Source organism: Stenotrophomonas sp. YJH_SMC_80, from assembly GCF_059372495.1.
This window is the reverse complement of the sequence record NZ_JCAFVP010000015.1, coordinates 56,705-72,048: the sequence shown is the minus strand read 5'-3', so window position 1 is coordinate 72,048 and position 15,344 is coordinate 56,705. Positions and strand designations below refer to the sequence as shown.

The following is a 15,344-nucleotide window of genomic DNA, read 5'->3' as shown; positions in this document are numbered from 1 at the left end:
ATGCCCGGCTTCTCTGCTTCCAGCGCTGCAGCCCTCAGTGGGCGGCCATGTAGATGTCCTGCAGCACGGCCTTTTCCAGCTCCAGCTCGCCCAGCAGGTTCTTCACGATGTCGCCCAGGCTGAGGATGCCGACCAGACGAGTGCCTTCGGTGACCATCAGATGACGGCGCCGCGAGTACGTCATCAGCGACATGGCCTGCTTCAGGGTCGCCTCCGGGGCGATGCCCTCCAGGCCGGTGGACGGCAGGCTGGAAATCACCCGGCGGCCGGCCTGCGGGCCGTCGTCGGCCAGGGTACGCACGATGTCCTTCTCGGAAATGATGCCGACCGGGGCATCGTCCTTCATCACCACCAGCGCAGCGATCCTGTTCGCGCTCATCTTGTGGGCGGCGGCACCGATGGTGTCTTCGGCATCGATGGTGATGACAGCTTCTTTCTTGGATTGCAGGAGTTCGCGGACGTTCATTCTTGTTTCCTGGTGCAGGTCACTGAAGTCAAAAAGTGTGCTCTTCCGATACGCCCCCTCCCCGGGAACAGACCTTTCAGCGCACGTCTGGCGCACCCGGCTGCCGCTTGGAATGGATCGGCAGACGACGTGCTGCAACGCGAACGAGGTGGGTTCAACCGCTCAACCCGGACCTCGGTCAAATCGATTCTACGACTGCGACCATCGGTCACTACCGGCATCGATGGGACAGTTCGTCGTGGGAACCAACCGACGATCCAGAGAATGGCACCGCGGCTGAAACCGCCGCTGAATACACGCGATGCCACGCGTTAAAGATTGATTGCCTGCTGCCGACGGTGGACAGAACACCCTGTGGCTGTCCCACTTGCCGCTGCCACCGGCACAAACGAAAGGGGGCCACACGGCCCCCTTCGCTTGCAACCTCCAACCGAGCTGACGGGTGTTACTCCACCGTCACGCTCTTGGCCAGGTTGCGCGGCTTGTCCACGTCGGTGCCGCGCGCCAGCGCGGTGTGGTAGGCCAGCAACTGCACCGGAATGGTGTGCACGATCGGGCTGAGCACGCCGGCATGACGCGGCGTACGGATCACGTGCACGCCTTCGGACTCGTTGAAGTTGCTGTCCTGGTCGGCGAACACGAACAGTTCACCGCCACGCGCGCGCACTTCCTGCATGTTCGACTTCACCTTCTCCAGCAGGCTGTCGTTCGGCGCGATCACCACCACCGGCATGTCCTCGTCCACCAGCGCCAGCGGGCCATGCTTCAGCTCGCCTGCCGGGTAGGCCTCGGCGTGGATGTAGGAGATTTCCTTGAGCTTGAGCGCGCCTTCCAGCGCGATCGGGTAATGCAGGCCACGGCCCAGGAACAGCGCGCTGCTCTTGCGTGCGAAACGCTCGGCCCAGGCAGCGATCTGCGGCTCCATGTTCAATGCGTGCTGCACGCTGCCCGGCAGGAAGCGCAGCTGCTCGAGGTAGTCCGCTTCCTGCGCCGCGTCGATGCGGCCGTGCAGCTTGCCCAGCACCACGGTCAGCTGGAACAGTGCCGCCAGCTGGGTGGTGAAGGCCTTGGTCGAGGCCACGCCGATCTCGGCACCGGCACGGGTATAGCACACCAGTTCGCTGGCGCGCGGAATCGCACTTTCCGGCACGTTGCAGATCGACAGCGTGTGCTTGTGGCCCAGCGACTTGGCGTACTTCAGCGCTTCCAACGTATCCAGCGTTTCGCCGGACTGGGAGATGGTCACGATCAGATGCTTCGGGTTCGCGTAGGCCGCGCGATAGCGGTACTCGCTGGCGATCTCCACGCTGCACGGAAGGCCGGCGATGGCTTCGATCCAGTAGCGCGCGGTCAGGCCGGCGTAGTAGCTGGTGCCGCAGGCGATGATCTGCACGCCTTCAGTGCCCGACAGCACGGCTTCGGCGATCTTGCCGAACAGCCCGGCTGGGAAACCACCGGCGTCGATCGCCGCCTCGATGGTGTCGCCCAGCGCGCGCGGCTGCTCGTGGATCTCCTTCTGCATGAAGTGGCGGTACGGGCCCAGCTCCAGCGATGCCAGCGACACATCGGACAGATGCACGTCGCGCTCGATCGGCCGGTCGTGCTCGTCGAAGATGCGCACGCCATCGCGACGGATCTCGGCGGTATCGCCCTCTTCCAGGAAAATGACCTTGCGGGTGGCCGAGATCACCGCCGAGACGTCGGAGGCAACGAAGTTCTCGCCCTCGCCCAGGCCGATCAGCAGCGGGCAGCCCATCCGCGCGCAGACGAAGCGTTCCGGCTCGGCGCGGCTGACCACGGCCAGTGCGTAGGCACCGGTCAGCTCCTTCACCGTATGCTGCAGCGCCACCAGCAGGTCGTCACCACTCTTCAGGTGATGGTGGATCAGGTGTGCGATGACTTCGGTGTCGGTCTGCGACTCGAAGGTGTAGCCCAGCGCACGCAGCTTCTCGCGCTGCTCTTCGTGGTTCTCGATGATGCCGTTGTGCACCAGCGCCACGCCATGGCTGATGTGCGGATGCGCGTTGGCCTCGGTGACGCCCCCATGGGTGGCCCAGCGGGTGTGGCCGATGCCCAGCACCGCGTTGAAGCCCTCGGCCTCGGCCGCCGTGGCCATTTCCGACACACGACCGGTACGACGCACGCGACGTACATCGCGGCGCTCCCCCTGGTCGATCACCGCGATGCCGGAGGAATCGTAACCACGGTACTCCAGCCGCTTCAGGCCTTCGATCAGCACCGGCACTACGTCGCGATCAGCGATCGCACCCACGATTCCACACATGTCACGCGTTTCCTTGAAGACGATCGCCGCATTCTAGCCTGCGTGCCCGCGCTCCCCCTCCTGTCCGCTTAATGAAAGTGTCCGGAAAGGTGTCCGCGGACACCCGGACACTTCACATCACACCCCAACTCATTGACCCATAAGGAATTAAAGTTGGCACGCTACGTGCTTGGTACTGGCTACCACCGTCAGGCACGCACCCGATGATCCGCGACACTTCCGCCCAGGACCAGATCGTTTCCTCCGCTCCGGCCAGCGCTCCGCGCGCCAACTGGCTCCGTTACCGTTGGCCGGCGCTGGGCACGATCGCCCTGCTCGCCGGCATCGGCTGGGCCGTGCACGCCTGGTCCAACGCCAGCCGCTCCTTCGACAGCAGCCGCGTGCGCATCGCCGAAGTGAAGCGGGGCGACCTGGTCCGTGACATCGCCGCCGACGGCCGCGTGATCGCCGCCAACAGCCCGGTCCTGTATGCCATCTCTGCGGGCACCGTGGACCTGAAGGTGGTCGCCGGTGACGTGGTGAAGAAGGGGCAGGAGCTGGCGGTCATCGACAGCCCCGAACTGCGCAGCAAGCTGGCCCAGGAACAGGCCACCCTGGCCGGCCTGGAAGCCGAGGCCAGCCGCGCCGCGCTGGACGCGACCCTGGCCCGCGCCAAGTCGCGCAAGGAAACCGACCAGGCCACGATCGAACGGCAGGCCGCCGACCGCGACCTGCAGCGCTACCAGCGCGGCTACGACGGCGGTGCGGTGCCGCAGATCGACCTGGCCAAGGCCAAGGACTCGCTGAAGAAGGCCGACATCACCCTGGCCAACGCCACCACCGATGCGCGCCTGCAGAGCCAGGGCGCGGACCTGGATGCCCGCAACAAGCGCCTGCTGGCCGACCGCCAGAAGGCCGTGGTGGCCGAGGTGCAACGCCAGGTCGATGCACTGACCCTGCGCGCGCCGTTCGATGGCCAGGTCGGCCAGGTGCAGGCCGTCCAGTCCACCAACCTGGCCGCCAATGCCCCGGTGCTGGGCGTGGTCGACCTGTCCAAGTTCGAAGTCGAGATCAAGGTGCCGGAGAGCTTCGCCCGCGACCTGGCGATCGGCATGCCCGCACAGCTGACCGGTGGCAACGGCCAGCCGTTCCCGGGCGAGATCAGCGCGGTGTCGCCGGAAGTGGTCAACGGTGAGGTCAACGCGCGCGTGCGCTTTGCCAGCGCGCAGCCGGAAGGCCTGCGCCAGAGCCAGCGGATGTCGGTGCGCGTGCTGCTCGATACCCGCAGGAACGTGCTGAAGGTCGAGCGTGGCCCGTTCGTCGAACAGGGCAATGGCATGGCCTACGTGATGGATGGCCGCACCGCCGTGCGCCGTCCGGTGGAACTGGGCGTCAGCAGCCTGGGCGAAGTGGAAATCAAGTCGGGTGTGCAGCCGGGCGACCGCATCGTGGTCTCCGGCAGCGACCTGTTCAAGGACGCCGAACGCGTCTCCGTCAACTGATACCTGATACCTGAATCCTGGAGAGAGGACACCCCATGTACATGCTCGAAATGCGTTCGGTCGCCAAGGTCTTCCGCACCGAACAGGTGGAAACCCACGCACTGCGCTCGCTGGAACTGCAGGTCAAGGAAGGTGAGTTCGTCGCGGTCACCGGCCCGTCCGGCTCCGGCAAGACCACCTTCCTCAACATCGCCGGCCTGCTGGAAACCTTCACCAGCGGTACCTACATGCTGGACGGCCAGGACGTGAGCACGCTGGGCGACGACGCCCGCAGCCGCCTGCGCAACCAGAAGATCGGCTTCATCTTCCAGGGCTTCAACCTGATCCCCGACCTGAACCTGTTCGACAACGTCGACGTTCCGCTGCGCTATCGCAGGATGAGCGCCAACGAGCGCCGCGAACGCATCGAGAAGGCACTGACCCAGGTCGGCCTGGGCTCGCGCATGAAGCACTACCCGAATGAACTGTCGGGTGGCCAGCAGCAGCGCGCGGCCATCGCGCGTGCGCTGGCCGGCAGCCCGCGCCTGCTGCTGGCCGACGAACCGACCGGCAATCTGGATACGCAGATGGCCCGGGGCGTGATGGAGCTGCTGGAGGAGATCAATGCCGCCGGCACCACCATCGTGATGGTCACCCACGACCCGGAACTGGCCGCGCGTGCGCAGCGCAACGTGCACATCGTCGATGGCCAGGTGACCGACCTGGTGCGCGAGCCGGTGCTGGCCACGCCGTTGCGCCACATCGTCGCCGTCAACGAGTGAGGGCCCGACCATGTTCGCCTACTACGCCCGATTGGCGGCGCGCAGTTTCCGCCGCAACAAGGTCCTGACCGCGCTGATGGTGATCGCCATCGCGCTCGGCATCGGCGCCTCGATGACCACGTTGACCGTATTCCACGTGCTGTCCGGCGACCCGATTCCGGGCAAGAGTGACCGCCTGTTCTACGTGCAGCTCGATGCCGCGACCGGCGCCTATGTCGCCGGCGAGGAACCGGAAACCCAGCTGACCCGCTTCGACGGTGAAGCGCTGCTGCGCGAGGCCAAGGGCGAGCGCCAGGCGCTGATGAGCGGCGGCGGCGGCACCATCGAACCGGACAACAGCACGCTCAAGCCCTTCAGCATCGACACCCGCTGGACCTCGGCCGATTTCTTCCCGATGTTCGAGGTGCCCATGCAGTACGGCCGCCCCTGGACGCGCGAGGACGATGAAGGCCGCGCACGCGTGGTGGTCATCTCCAAGGCGCTCAACGACAAGCTGTACCAGGGCGCCAACAGCGTGGGCCGCGACCTGCGCATGGAAGGCCAGAGTTACCGCATCGTCGGCGTGATGAAGGAATGGAGCCCGGAGCCGCACTTCTACGACCTGACCACCGGCAGCTACGGCAAGAACGAAGACCTGCTGCTGCCGATCTCTACCTCGTTCGACCTGAAGCTCGGCAACAACGGCAACATGAACTGCTTCGGCGAAAACCCCGACGGCAACAGCTACTCGCTCAATGCCCCGTGCGCGTGGCTGCAGTACTGGGTGGAAATGGACCCGGCCAAGGCCGGCGACTACCGCCGCTACCTGGAGAACTACTCGACCCAGCAGCGCGAGGCCGGCCGCTTCAAGCATCCGCCGAACGTGCGCCTGCGCACCGTGATGGAATGGCTGGACTTCAATGGTGCAGTGCCCAGCGACGTGCGCCTGCAGCTGTGGCTGGCGCTGGGCTTCCTCGGTGTCTGCCTGGTCAACACGGTAGGCCTGCTGCTGGCCAAGTTCCTGCGCCGCAGTGGTGAGATCGGCGTGCGCCGTGCACTCGGTGCCAGCCGTGGCCAGATCTTCCTGCAGTGCCTGGTGGAAGCCGGCGCGGTGGGCGTGGTCGGTGGCGTGCTGGGTATCGGCCTGGCCCTGCTTGGCCTGTTCGCGGTGCGCCAGCAGCCGGTGGAATACGCAAAGCTGGCCCACCTGGACGGCAACATGCTGCTGCTCGCGCTGGGCCTGACCCTGTTCGCCAGCCTCGCCGCCGGATTCCTGCCCGCCTGGCGCGCGATGCAGGTCACCCCGGCCATCCAGCTCAAGTCGCAGTAAGCACCTGAACGAGGACTCCCATGGACATCCGCCCCATCCTCAGCACGCTGCGCCGGCACAAGACCGCTGCCGCCCTGATCGTGCTGGAAGTCGCACTGACCTGCGCCATCGTCTGCAACGCGCTGTTCCTGGTCAGCCAGCGCGTGGAGAAAATCAGCATGCCCAGTGGTATCGCCGAGAGCGAACTGGTGATGCTGCGCGTCAGCGGCATCGGCAAGCAGACCGACGCCATGTCCCGCACCCGCGAGGACCTGGCATCGCTGCGCGCGATTCCCGGCGTCAGCAACGTCACCATCATCAACCAGGTTCCCTTCCGCAACGGCTCCTCCAGCAGCAGCATCTCGCGGGTGATCGACCAGGAACGGCCGACCACCAACGCTTCGATGTACACCCTGTCCGAGAACGGGCTGGCCACGATGGGCATCAATCTGATCGCTGGCCGCGATTTCCTGCCCGACGAGTACCAGAACTTCGAAGACGTCAGCAAGGGTGGCGCCAAGGAAAAGGCCATCCCGGTCATCCTCACCCAGGCCACCGCCGCCAAGATGGAGCCCAACGGCAGCGCCCTGGGCAAGACCTACTACATGGGCAAGCAGTCGCTGCATGTGGTCGGCATCGTCGACACGCTCAGCACGCCCAATGGCTGGAATGACAACTGGACCAACTCGATGCTGCTGCCGATCCGGGTCAGCTTCGACAAGGGTGGCACCTACGTGTTGCGCACTTCGCCGGAACGCCGCCAAGAGGTGCTCGATGCCGGTGCCGCCGCGCTGGAGCGCAACGACCCCAACCGCCTGATGCGCGACAAGCTGACCTATGAAGACCAGCGCAAGGATTTCTTCAAGAACGACCGCGCGATGGTTGGCCTGCTGATCACCGTCAGCATCTCGCTGCTGGTGGTCACTGCGCTGGGCATCATCGGCCTGGCCAGCTTCTGGGTGCAGCAGCGCAGCAAGCAGATCGGCATCCGCCGTGCGCTGGGCGCCACCCGCGGGCAGATCCTGCGCTACTTCCAGACCGAGAACTTCCTGCTGGCCTCGCTGGGCATCGTGCTGGGCATGCTGGCGGCGTACGCGATCAACCTGGCCCTGATGAACCTGTACGAGCTGCCGCGCATGCCGCTGTACTACCTGCCGCTGGGTGCGCTGCTGCTGTGGATACTGGGCCAGATTGCGGTGTTCGGTCCGGCACGGCGTGCGGCGGCGGTACCGCCTGCGGTCGCCACGCGGGGCGCGTGAGATGCGTGCCTGCGCGATGTGCCTGATGCTGCTCCTGCCCCTGCCGGCGCTGGCCGGTGGTGGCAGCGCACAGACGCTGGAATGGCGCCGGGATGGAGCGCGGCTGTCGCTGCGCTCGACCGAAGGCCAGGTGCATGTGGAGGCCGCCAGCCCGGAAGTGCGCTTCGGCGTGCGCAGTGGCGATCTCATCCTCCGCGTAGACGACACGGCGGTGCGCCGGGTTGAACATCTGGCCGAGGCACTGCGCCATTCCCACGCGGCCAGCGCCTATCTGTTGCTGCGCCGCGACAAGCGCGAACTGACGGTGGCGGTCAACGCCGCTGCGTGGCGACAGGCATTGGAGGTCCCGCCACCACCCGCGCCACCACCTGCGCCAGCCCCACCCAGGCGCTGAGCATCATCCGCTCCTGCACGGCCACAGGTTTGGCTATGCTTGATGGGTGGCGCCGGGCTCTCCCGGTGCGTGGACACGAACGGCTCCATCGGCGCCGCCCATCCCTTTCTGCAGAACCGCTTGATGCCTGCGATCCTGATCATCGACGACAACGCCAGCGTGGGTACTGCGCTGGACGTGCTGTTCTCCCTGCACGACATCGACACCCTGCAGGCGCACACGCCCGCCGATGGGCTGGCCCTGCTCGAGTCGCAGCCGGTCGATCTGGTGATCCAGGACATGAACTTCAGCGAGGACACCACCTCCGGTGAGGAGGGCGAAGCGTTGTTCGCGCAGATCCGTGCGCGCCATCCGGACCTGCCGGTGATCCTGCTGACCGCCTGGACCCACCTGAGCAGTGCGGTGGACCTGGTCAAGGCCGGTGCGGCCGACTACCTGGCCAAGCCCTGGGACGACCGCAAGCTGATGACCACGGTCAACAACCTGCTGGAACTGTCCGAGGCACGCCGCGAACTGGATCGGCGCCGCAGCCGTGAACTGCACCAGCGCAACGCGCTGGAAGAGAAGTACGACCTGTGCGGCGCGGTCTTCGCCGACCCCGCCAGCGAGCGCGTCATCGCCCTCGCCTGCCAGGTCGCACGCTCGGAACTGCCGGTACTGATCACCGGCGCGAACGGTGCCGGCAAGGAGAAGATCGCGCAGATCATCCAGGCCAATTCGCTGGTGGCCAAGGGCCCGTTCGTGGCGGTCAACTGTGGCGCGCTGCCCTCGGAACTGATCGAAGCCGAACTGTTCGGTGCCGAGGCCGGTGCGTATACCGGCGCCAACAAGGCGCGCGAAGGCAAGTTCGAGGCCGCCGATGGTGGCACCCTGTTCCTGGATGAGATCGGCAACCTGTCGCTGGGCGGGCAGATGAAGCTGCTGCGCGTGCTGGAAACCGGCCGCTTCGAGCGCCTGGGTTCCAACCGCGAGCGCCAGGTCAAGGTCCGCGTGGTCAGCGCGACCAATGCCGACCTGCCGGCGATGATCCGCGACGGCACTTTCCGCGAAGACCTCTATTACCGCCTCAACACGGTGGAACTGGTGCTGCCGCCGCTGGCCGAACGTCCGGGTGACATCGTGCCGCTGGCCGAGCGCTTCCTGACCGCGGGCAAGCCCCTGTCCAGCGCCGCCACCGCGGCCCTGCAACGGCACCCCTGGCCGGGTAACGTGCGGGAGCTGCGCAACGTGATCCAGCGCGCCGAGCTGCTGGCCACCGGCAACCGCATCGAAGTGGCCGATCTCAACCTGCCGCGCGCAGCCGTCGCACCACGACCGGCACCCAGCGCAGGCAATGACCCCGACCGCGCACGCATCGAGGATGTGCTGGCGCGCAACCATGGCGTCATCGCCCAGGCTGCCGCCGAGCTCGGCCTGAGCCGCCAGGCGCTGTACCGGCGTATGGACCGCCACGGTATTCCACGCGAATGAAGCGGCGCTCCTTCACTTTCCGCCTGTTCCTGCGCCTGCTGCCGGTGCTGGCACTGGCTGCGGCACTGCCGTGGCTGCTGGCCTACTGGATGGACCATGGTTGGGTGGTGACCACGGTATCGGCGCTGATCCTGCTGTCACTGATGTGGTGGACCCTGCGTCGGGCTACCGCCCCGGTGCGGTCACTGATGCGGGCCCTGGCGGGCACCACCAGCAGCTATCGCGACGGCGAATACAACTTCGGCGTGCACTGGCCCGGCAATGACGAGCTCGGCGACCTGGTGCAGGCACACCGCGAACTGGGTGATGTACTGCGTGAGCAGCGGCAGGGCCTGGTGCAACGTGAGCTGCTGCTGGACACCATGGTGCAGAACACGCCGGTTGCGATGCTGTTGATCGCCTCCGGCGGTGATGGCATCGCCCGCGTGGTGTTCTCCAACCTGGCTGCGCGCAAGCTCCTGCACGGCGGCTGGAAGCTGGAAGGCCAGCGCCTGGAAGACGTGCTGGAACAGGTGCCGGTGGAACTGCGCGATGCCATCGCCCGGGGCGGTGACAGCCTGTTCGCGGTGCATGCGGAAGGCGAAGACGGCGATGAGGATGACGAGCAGGTCTACCACCTGTCGCGCCGCGCGTTCCAGCTCAATGGCCGCCCGCACGACCTGCTGCTGGTGCGCCTGTTGACCGCCGAGCTGCGCCGCCAGGAAGTGCAGACCTGGAAGAAGGTGATCCGGGTGATCAGCCACGAGCTCAACAACTCACTGGCGCCGATTGCTTCGCTCGCCCATTCCGGCGGCGTGCTGGTGCAGCGTGAACGCTTTGACCGGCTGCCCGAGATCTTCACCACCATCGAGGATCGCGCACGCCACCTGGAAGGCTTCATCCGTGGCTATGCGCGCTTTGCCAAGCTGCCACAGCCGCAGCTGCAGACCGTGCACTGGGCGCCGTTCCTGTCCAGCCTGCGCCAGCAGATCCCGTTCGGCATGGAACGTGAGCCGGACAAGGAGCTGAGCAGCCGCATCGACATCGCGCAGTTCGGGCAGGCGTTGTTGAACCTGCTGAAGAATGCGCACGAAGCCTGCGCTGAAGCCGAGCCGCCCAACGACGATGTGCAGGTACAGCTGACCCGGCTGCCGCAGTGGCTGCGCCTGGACGTGCTTGACCGCGGCAAGGGCATGAACGAGCAGGTGCTGCAGAACGCACTGATGCCCTTCTATTCGACCAAGCGCAATGGCACCGGGCTGGGGCTGGCGCTGACGCGGGAGATCGTGGAGGCCCACGGCGGACGGGTGTCACTGCAGAACCGCAGCGATGGCGGGTTGTGCGTGTCGATCCTGCTGCCGGTGGGTTGAGCGGACCGATCGGGTAGATCCACGCGATGCGTGGATTTGCCGACCGAGGTCGGCACCTACCAGGCCTGCCGCATCGCCACGCGTAGATGCATCGGAAACCCCAGCGCGGCCTCTTCGGCCATCACCGCCTGCAGCCCTGTACCCCACTCCGCCTCCGGGGCGGCGACGAACCCTTCACTGGCATAGAAGGCCGCATTCCACGGCACGTCGGACAACGTGGTCAGCACGGCCGAGCGATAGCCTTTCGCCCGGGCCTGTACCAATGCATGGCGCAACAACGTGCGTCCATGACCTTGCCGCGCGTGTGCAGGATCCACATCCATCTGCAGCACGTGGAACTCACCTGCCAGTTCGCCGGCAAGCAGATAGCCGGCGATGCCACCGTCTGCCGCATCCACCACCCACAGCTGCCCGCGTTCAAGGCCATCCTGTAGTGTCGGCAGGTCCAGGCCATGCCCGGCGAACACCGGATAGGCCTCATGGCCCCTCAACACCTCGCCGGCGCGCTGCTCGATGCCGGGCAGCACACCGAGTTCATCGGCGCGGGGAATGCGGGGCTCAGGACTTCTTGAGCGGGCGCTTCCAGCCATCGATGGTTTCCTGTCGGGCACGCGCCAGTGTCAGTTTGCCGTCCGGCGCGTTGCGGGTGATGACCGAACCGGCGGCAATGGTCGCGCCGTCGCCAATGGTCACCGGTGCCACCAGCGAGCTGTTGGAGCCGATGAACGCGTTGTCGCCGATGGTGGTGGTCGACTTGTTCACGCCATCGTAGTTGCAGGTGATGGTGCCAGCGCCGATGTTCACCTTGCTGCCGATCACCGCATCGCCCAGGTAGGTGAGGTGATTGGCCTTGCTGCCCACACCCAGCGTGACCTTCTTGGTCTCGACGAAGTTGCCGACGTGCACGCCATCGGCCAGCACGGTGCCCGGTCGCAGGCGCGCGAACGGGCCGATCTGCGCGGCGCCCTCGGTAACCACGCCCTCCAGATCGCAGTGCGCACGCACTTCGGTGCCCGGCCCAAGGTTGACGTCCTTCAAACGGTTGAACGGACCGACGGTGACGCCGTCGCCGAGCACCACCTTGCCCTCGAGCACGACATCGACGTCGATCAGCACGTCGCTGCCCACGGTGACAGTGCCGCGGATGTCGAGCCGGGCCGGATCGCGCACGCGCGCCCCCTGTGCGCACAAGGCCCGCACCGCACGACGCTGCCAGGCACGCTCCAGCTGCGAGAGCTGCCAGGGGTCGTTTGCTCCTTCGGCCTCCTGCGCGTCGGCCACCAGCGCCATTTCGGCCGGCGTGTATTCATGGGCGGCAAACGCAAAGACATCGGTGAGGTAGTACTCGCCCTGTGCATTGCTGTTGGAAAGCTGCGACAGCCACCGGCGCAGCGCAGTCGATTCGGCGGCGATGATGCCGGTATTGATCGTACGCACGCGCAGCTGGTCATCGGTGGCGTCCTTCTGCTCGATGATCGCGCCAACCTTGCCCTCGGCATCGCGCAGCACGCGGCCATATCCGGTCGGGTCATCGACATCGGCCACCAGTACCGCCAGCCGGCCCGGCTGTGCGAGCAGGTCGCGCAGGGTCTGCGCACGGATCAGCGGCACGTCGCCGTACAGGACCAGCACCTGCGCCAGGTCGGGAACCTGGGGCATCGCCTGCGCTACCGCGTGGCCGGTGCCGAGCTGCTGTGCCTGCTCGGCCCATTGCAGGTCGGGCTGGCCGGCGAAGTACTGGCGCACCGCCTCGCCGCCATGGCCATGGACCACGTGGATCGCCGCCGGCTGGAGCTCACGGGCCGCGTCGATCACGTGCGCCAGCATCGGCTGGCCCGCGATCGGCTGCAGCACCTTCGGCAGCACCGACTTCATGCGCTTGCCTGCGCCGGCAGCGAGGATGATGACGTGCAGGGGTTGGGTCATGGGAACGGCGGTCCGTGGTTCGTTGCCGGTGATTCTAGAGCGTGCGCCGTTAACATGGGCATCCCTCCTCTCCTCGCCATGCCGATGAGCCTCGTCCGCCAGGGAAGCGCCTACCTCGTCATCGGGCTCGTGCAGCTGCTGCTCGACTGGCTCGTGTTCGTGGTCACCACCGCACTGGGCATGCCCGTGGCGCCGGCCAACATCGCCGGGCGCCTGGCCGGCATGCTGCTGGGCTTCTGGCTCAACGGCCGCTACACCTTTGCCGAGGCCGGCACCCGCAAGCTGGGATGGAAGCGATTTGCACGCTTCTTCGGCCTATGGCTGCTGCTCACCGTGGCGAGCACATTGCTGGTGAGCCTGGTGGACCATGCGCTGGGCCTGCAGTACACCTGGCTTGCCAAACCGCTGGTGGAAGGCGGCCTGGCGTGTGTGTCGTTCCTGCTGATGCGGTCCGTGGTGTATCGCTGAGACGGCACCAGGATCGGGATCGGGATCGGGATCGGGATCGGGATCGGGATCGGGGATCGGGACTGGGGACCGGGACTGGTAGAGTCGACTGTTAGTCGACTAACGCGCGCAGCGCGGGATTTTCGCGGCCTTAACGTAGAGCAGTCGACTAACAGTCGACTCTACCCAGTCGAATCTACCCGGTCGGCTCTACCCAGCCACCCGAACAAAAACGCCGGCGCAGGGCCGGCGTTTTCGTGGATGCAGCGCGGAACCTCAGTGCTTGAGGGTCTTGCGCAGGCGTTCCAGGGCCTGCAGCTGGACGACGGCTTCGGCCAGCTTCTGCTGGGCTTCGGCCACTTCCATGGCTTCACCGCGGTTGGCCAGGATGCGCTCGGCTTCTTCCTTGGCCTTGCGGACCGAGGCTTCGTCGATGTCCTGCGCGCGGATCGCGGTGTCGGCCAGCACGGTCACCACCTGCGGCTGCACTTCCAGGATGCCGCCGGAAATGGCGAAATCCAGCTGCTCGCCATTCGGCGTGGTCACCACCACCTTGCCCGGCTTCAGGCGGGTGATCAGCGGCGCGTGCTTGGGCGCGATGCCCAGTTCGCCCAGCTCACCGGTGGCCACGACCAGGGTCGCTTCGCCACGGAAGATTTCCTGCTCGGCGCTGACGATGTCGCAACGGATCGTGCTCATGCAAATCTCTTCGCTGTTCGCGGCGGCGCAATGCCACCGTGGGAGTCCACCGGCGCGGGCGGTTGCCCGGCGCCGGCGTCAGGTCGGGTAGGATCGCTCCCGCCCGCCCCGGATCAGGCCTTCTCGGCCATCTTCTTGGCCTTCTCGACCGCTTCTTCGATGCCGCCGACCATGTAGAACGCCTGCTCCGGCAGGTGGTCGTACTCGCCATCGACGATGGCCTTGAAGCCACGGATGGTGTCCTTCAGCGGCACGTACTTGCCCGGCGAACCGGTGAACACTTCCGCCACGTGGAACGGCTGGCTGAAGAATCGCTCGATCTTACGGGCGCGCGACACGGCCTGCTTGTCCTCTTCGGACAGTTCGTCCATGCCCAGGATCGCGATGATGTCCTTCAGTTCCTTGTACTTCTGCAGGGTCTGCTGGACGCGCTGGGCGGTGTCGTAGTGCTCGTGGCCGATGACCAGCGGGTCCATCTGGCGGCTGGTGGAGTCCAGCGGATCGACGGCCGGGTAGATACCCAGCGAGGCGATCGAACGCGACAGGGTAACGGTCGAGTCCAGGTGAGCGAAGGTGGTTGCCGGCGACGGGTCGGTCAGGTCGTCCGCGGGAACGTAGACGGCCTGGATCGAGGTGATCGAACCGTTCTTGGTCGAGGTGATGCGCTCCTGCAGGACGCCCATTTCCTCGGCCAGGGTCGGCTGGTAACCCACGGCGGACGGCATGCGGCCCAGCAGTGCCGACACTTCGGTACCGGCCAGGGTGTAGCGGTAGATGTTGTCGACGAACAGCAGGACGTCCTTGCCCTTGCCGTTTTCGTCCTTCTCGTCGCGGAAGTACTCGGCCATGGTCAGGCCGGTCAGGGCGACGCGCAGACGGTTGCCCGGCGGCTCGTTCATCTGGCCGTACACCATCGCCACCTTGTCGAGGACGTTGGAGTCCTTCATTTCGTGGTAGAAGTCGTTGCCCTCACGGGTACGCTCACCCACGCCGGCGAACACGGACAGACCGCTGTGCGCCTTGGCGATGTTGTTGATCAGTTCCATCATGTTGACGGTCTTGCCGACGCCGGCGCCGCCGAACAGGCCGACCTTGCCGCCCTTGGCGAACGGGCACATCAGGTCGATGACCTTGATGCCGGTTTCCAGCAGTTCGGTGGCCGGGGACTGGTCTTCGTACGACGGGGCCGCACGGTGGATTTCCCAGCTGTCGCTGGCGGCCACCGGGCCGGCTTCGTCGATCGGACGGCCGAGCACGTCCATGATGCGGCCCAGGGTGCCGGCGCCGACCGGCACCGAGATGCCACGGCCGGTGTTGACGGCAACCAGGTTGCGCTTCAGGCCGTCGGTGGAACCGAGGGCGATGGTACGCACCACGCCGTCGCCCAGCTGCTGCTGGACTTCGAGGGTGATCTCGGTGTTTTCCACCTTCAGTGCGTCGTACACCTTCGGCACCGATTCACGCGGGAATTCGACGTCGACGACCGCGCCGATGATCTGAACGATCTTGCCCTGACTCAT

The 15,344-nt window shown here is 66.2% G+C and carries 14 protein-coding genes; 8 read left to right on the top strand and 6 right to left on the bottom strand.

What is annotated here, in order from left to right:
* Nucleotides 1-34: 34 nt before the first annotated feature.
* Nucleotides 35-466, bottom strand: coding sequence for a CBS domain-containing protein (locus AC5P99_RS18655; RefSeq protein WP_005411115.1), 432 nt, complete (start codon nt 464-466; stop codon nt 35-37).
* A gap of 445 nt (nt 467-911) precedes the next feature.
* Nucleotides 912-2,750, bottom strand: coding sequence for a glutamine--fructose-6-phosphate transaminase (isomerizing) (gene glmS / locus AC5P99_RS18650; protein ID WP_049450412.1), 1,839 nt, complete (start codon nt 2,748-2,750; stop codon nt 912-914).
* A 203-nt stretch (nt 2,751-2,953) separates the two neighbouring features.
* On the opposite strand from glmS, the gene AC5P99_RS18645 reads away from it, so the two are divergent.
* The 7 genes from AC5P99_RS18645 to AC5P99_RS18615 all read left to right on the top strand — a co-directional run bounded on the left by AC5P99_RS18645 (nt 2,954) and on the right by AC5P99_RS18615 (nt 10,752).
* The gene (locus tag AC5P99_RS18645) at nt 2,954-4,231 is read left to right on the top strand and encodes an efflux RND transporter periplasmic adaptor subunit (RefSeq protein WP_005414536.1); all 1,278 of its coding nucleotides are present in this window, start codon (nt 2,954-2,956) and stop codon (nt 4,229-4,231) included.
* Between the two features lie 35 nt (nt 4,232-4,266).
* Complete coding sequence (locus AC5P99_RS18640; RefSeq protein WP_005411118.1) at nt 4,267-4,992, top strand: ABC transporter ATP-binding protein; 726 nt, start codon at nt 4,267-4,269, stop codon at nt 4,990-4,992.
* Between the two features lie 10 nt (nt 4,993-5,002).
* Nucleotides 5,003-6,301 carry an ABC transporter permease gene (locus AC5P99_RS18635; protein WP_043035642.1) on the top strand — a complete coding sequence of 433 codons (1,299 nt, stop codon included), beginning with the start codon at nt 5,003-5,005 and terminating at the stop codon, nt 6,299-6,301.
* A 20-nt stretch (nt 6,302-6,321) separates the two neighbouring features.
* Nucleotides 6,322-7,539 carry an ABC transporter permease gene (locus AC5P99_RS18630; RefSeq protein WP_005411120.1) on the top strand — a complete coding sequence of 406 codons (1,218 nt, stop codon included), beginning with the start codon at nt 6,322-6,324 and terminating at the stop codon, nt 7,537-7,539.
* A 16-nt stretch (nt 7,540-7,555) separates the two neighbouring features.
* Nucleotides 7,556-7,933: a PDZ domain-containing protein gene (locus AC5P99_RS18625; protein WP_495213423.1), complete on the top strand. Its 378-nt coding sequence runs from the start codon at nt 7,556-7,558 to the stop codon at nt 7,931-7,933.
* A gap of 123 nt (nt 7,934-8,056) precedes the next feature.
* Nucleotides 8,057-9,403 (top strand): sigma-54-dependent transcriptional regulator, encoded by a 1,347-nt coding sequence (locus AC5P99_RS18620; protein WP_495213419.1) that lies wholly within the window; start codon nt 8,057-8,059, stop codon nt 9,401-9,403.
* Nucleotides 9,400-10,752 carry a sensor histidine kinase gene (locus AC5P99_RS18615; protein WP_495213418.1) on the top strand — a complete coding sequence of 451 codons (1,353 nt, stop codon included), beginning with the start codon at nt 9,400-9,402 and terminating at the stop codon, nt 10,750-10,752. Before AC5P99_RS18620 ends, AC5P99_RS18615 begins: the two co-directional genes overlap by 4 nt.
* A 56-nt stretch (nt 10,753-10,808) precedes the next feature.
* On the opposite strand, the gene AC5P99_RS18610 is transcribed toward AC5P99_RS18615, so the two are convergent.
* Both AC5P99_RS18610 and glmU read right to left on the bottom strand, forming a co-directional pair.
* Complete coding sequence (locus AC5P99_RS18610; RefSeq protein WP_099605173.1) at nt 10,809-11,342, bottom strand: GNAT family N-acetyltransferase; 534 nt, start codon at nt 11,340-11,342, stop codon at nt 10,809-10,811.
* On the bottom strand, nt 11,311-12,678 hold the full coding sequence (gene glmU, locus AC5P99_RS18605) for a bifunctional UDP-N-acetylglucosamine diphosphorylase/glucosamine-1-phosphate N-acetyltransferase GlmU (protein ID WP_099605174.1): 1,368 nt from the start codon (nt 12,676-12,678) through the stop codon (nt 11,311-11,313). The genes AC5P99_RS18610 and glmU overlap by 32 nt, the downstream gene beginning before the upstream one ends.
* 84 nt (nt 12,679-12,762) lie before the next feature.
* Here glmU and AC5P99_RS18600 point away from each other — a divergent pair, with 84 nt between their 5' ends.
* Nucleotides 12,763-13,146, top strand: a complete 384-nt coding sequence (locus tag AC5P99_RS18600) for a GtrA family protein (protein WP_049450404.1) — start codon at nt 12,763-12,765, stop codon at nt 13,144-13,146.
* Between the two features lie 255 nt (nt 13,147-13,401).
* Here AC5P99_RS18600 and AC5P99_RS18595 read toward each other — a convergent pair whose 3' ends face one another.
* Nucleotides 13,402-13,824: a F0F1 ATP synthase subunit epsilon gene (locus tag AC5P99_RS18595; protein ID WP_005411127.1), complete on the bottom strand. Its 423-nt coding sequence runs from the start codon at nt 13,822-13,824 to the stop codon at nt 13,402-13,404.
* Between the two features lie 113 nt (nt 13,825-13,937).
* Nucleotides 13,938-15,344, bottom strand: coding sequence for a F0F1 ATP synthase subunit beta (gene atpD, locus AC5P99_RS18590; RefSeq protein ID WP_005411128.1), 1,407 nt, complete (start codon nt 15,342-15,344; stop codon nt 13,938-13,940).

Bases quoted from the DNA above. Each gene is read 5' to 3' on its own strand.
- glmU (WP_099605174.1), bottom strand. From the start codon at position 12,678: ATGACCCAACCCCTGCACGTCATCATCCTCGCTGCCGGCGCAGGCAAG.
- AC5P99_RS18600 (WP_049450404.1), top strand. From the start codon at position 12,763: ATGAGCCTCGTCCGCCAGGGAAGCGCCTACCTCGTCATCGGGCTCGTG.
- AC5P99_RS18630 (WP_005411120.1), top strand. From the start codon at position 6,322: ATGGACATCCGCCCCATCCTCAGCACGCTGCGCCGGCACAAGACCGCT.
- AC5P99_RS18655 (WP_005411115.1), bottom strand. From the start codon at position 466: ATGAACGTCCGCGAACTCCTGCAATCCAAGAAAGAAGCTGTCATCACC.
- AC5P99_RS18595 (WP_005411127.1), bottom strand. From the start codon at position 13,824: ATGAGCACGATCCGTTGCGACATCGTCAGCGCCGAGCAGGAAATCTTC.
- AC5P99_RS18610 (WP_099605173.1), bottom strand. From the start codon at position 11,342: ATGGCTGGAAGCGCCCGCTCAAGAAGTCCTGAGCCCCGCATTCCCCGC.
- AC5P99_RS18625 (WP_495213423.1), top strand. From the start codon at position 7,556: ATGTGCCTGATGCTGCTCCTGCCCCTGCCGGCGCTGGCCGGTGGTGGC.
- AC5P99_RS18620 (WP_495213419.1), top strand. From the start codon at position 8,057: ATGCCTGCGATCCTGATCATCGACGACAACGCCAGCGTGGGTACTGCG.
- glmS (WP_049450412.1), bottom strand. From the start codon at position 2,750: ATGTGTGGAATCGTGGGTGCGATCGCTGATCGCGACGTAGTGCCGGTG.
- AC5P99_RS18645 (WP_005414536.1), top strand. From the start codon at position 2,954: ATGATCCGCGACACTTCCGCCCAGGACCAGATCGTTTCCTCCGCTCCG.
- AC5P99_RS18635 (WP_043035642.1), top strand. From the start codon at position 5,003: ATGTTCGCCTACTACGCCCGATTGGCGGCGCGCAGTTTCCGCCGCAAC.
- AC5P99_RS18615 (WP_495213418.1), top strand. From the start codon at position 9,400: ATGAAGCGGCGCTCCTTCACTTTCCGCCTGTTCCTGCGCCTGCTGCCG.
- atpD (WP_005411128.1), bottom strand. From the start codon at position 15,344: ATGAGTCAGGGCAAGATCGTTCAGATCATCGGCGCGGTCGTCGACGTC.
- AC5P99_RS18640 (WP_005411118.1), top strand. From the start codon at position 4,267: ATGTACATGCTCGAAATGCGTTCGGTCGCCAAGGTCTTCCGCACCGAA.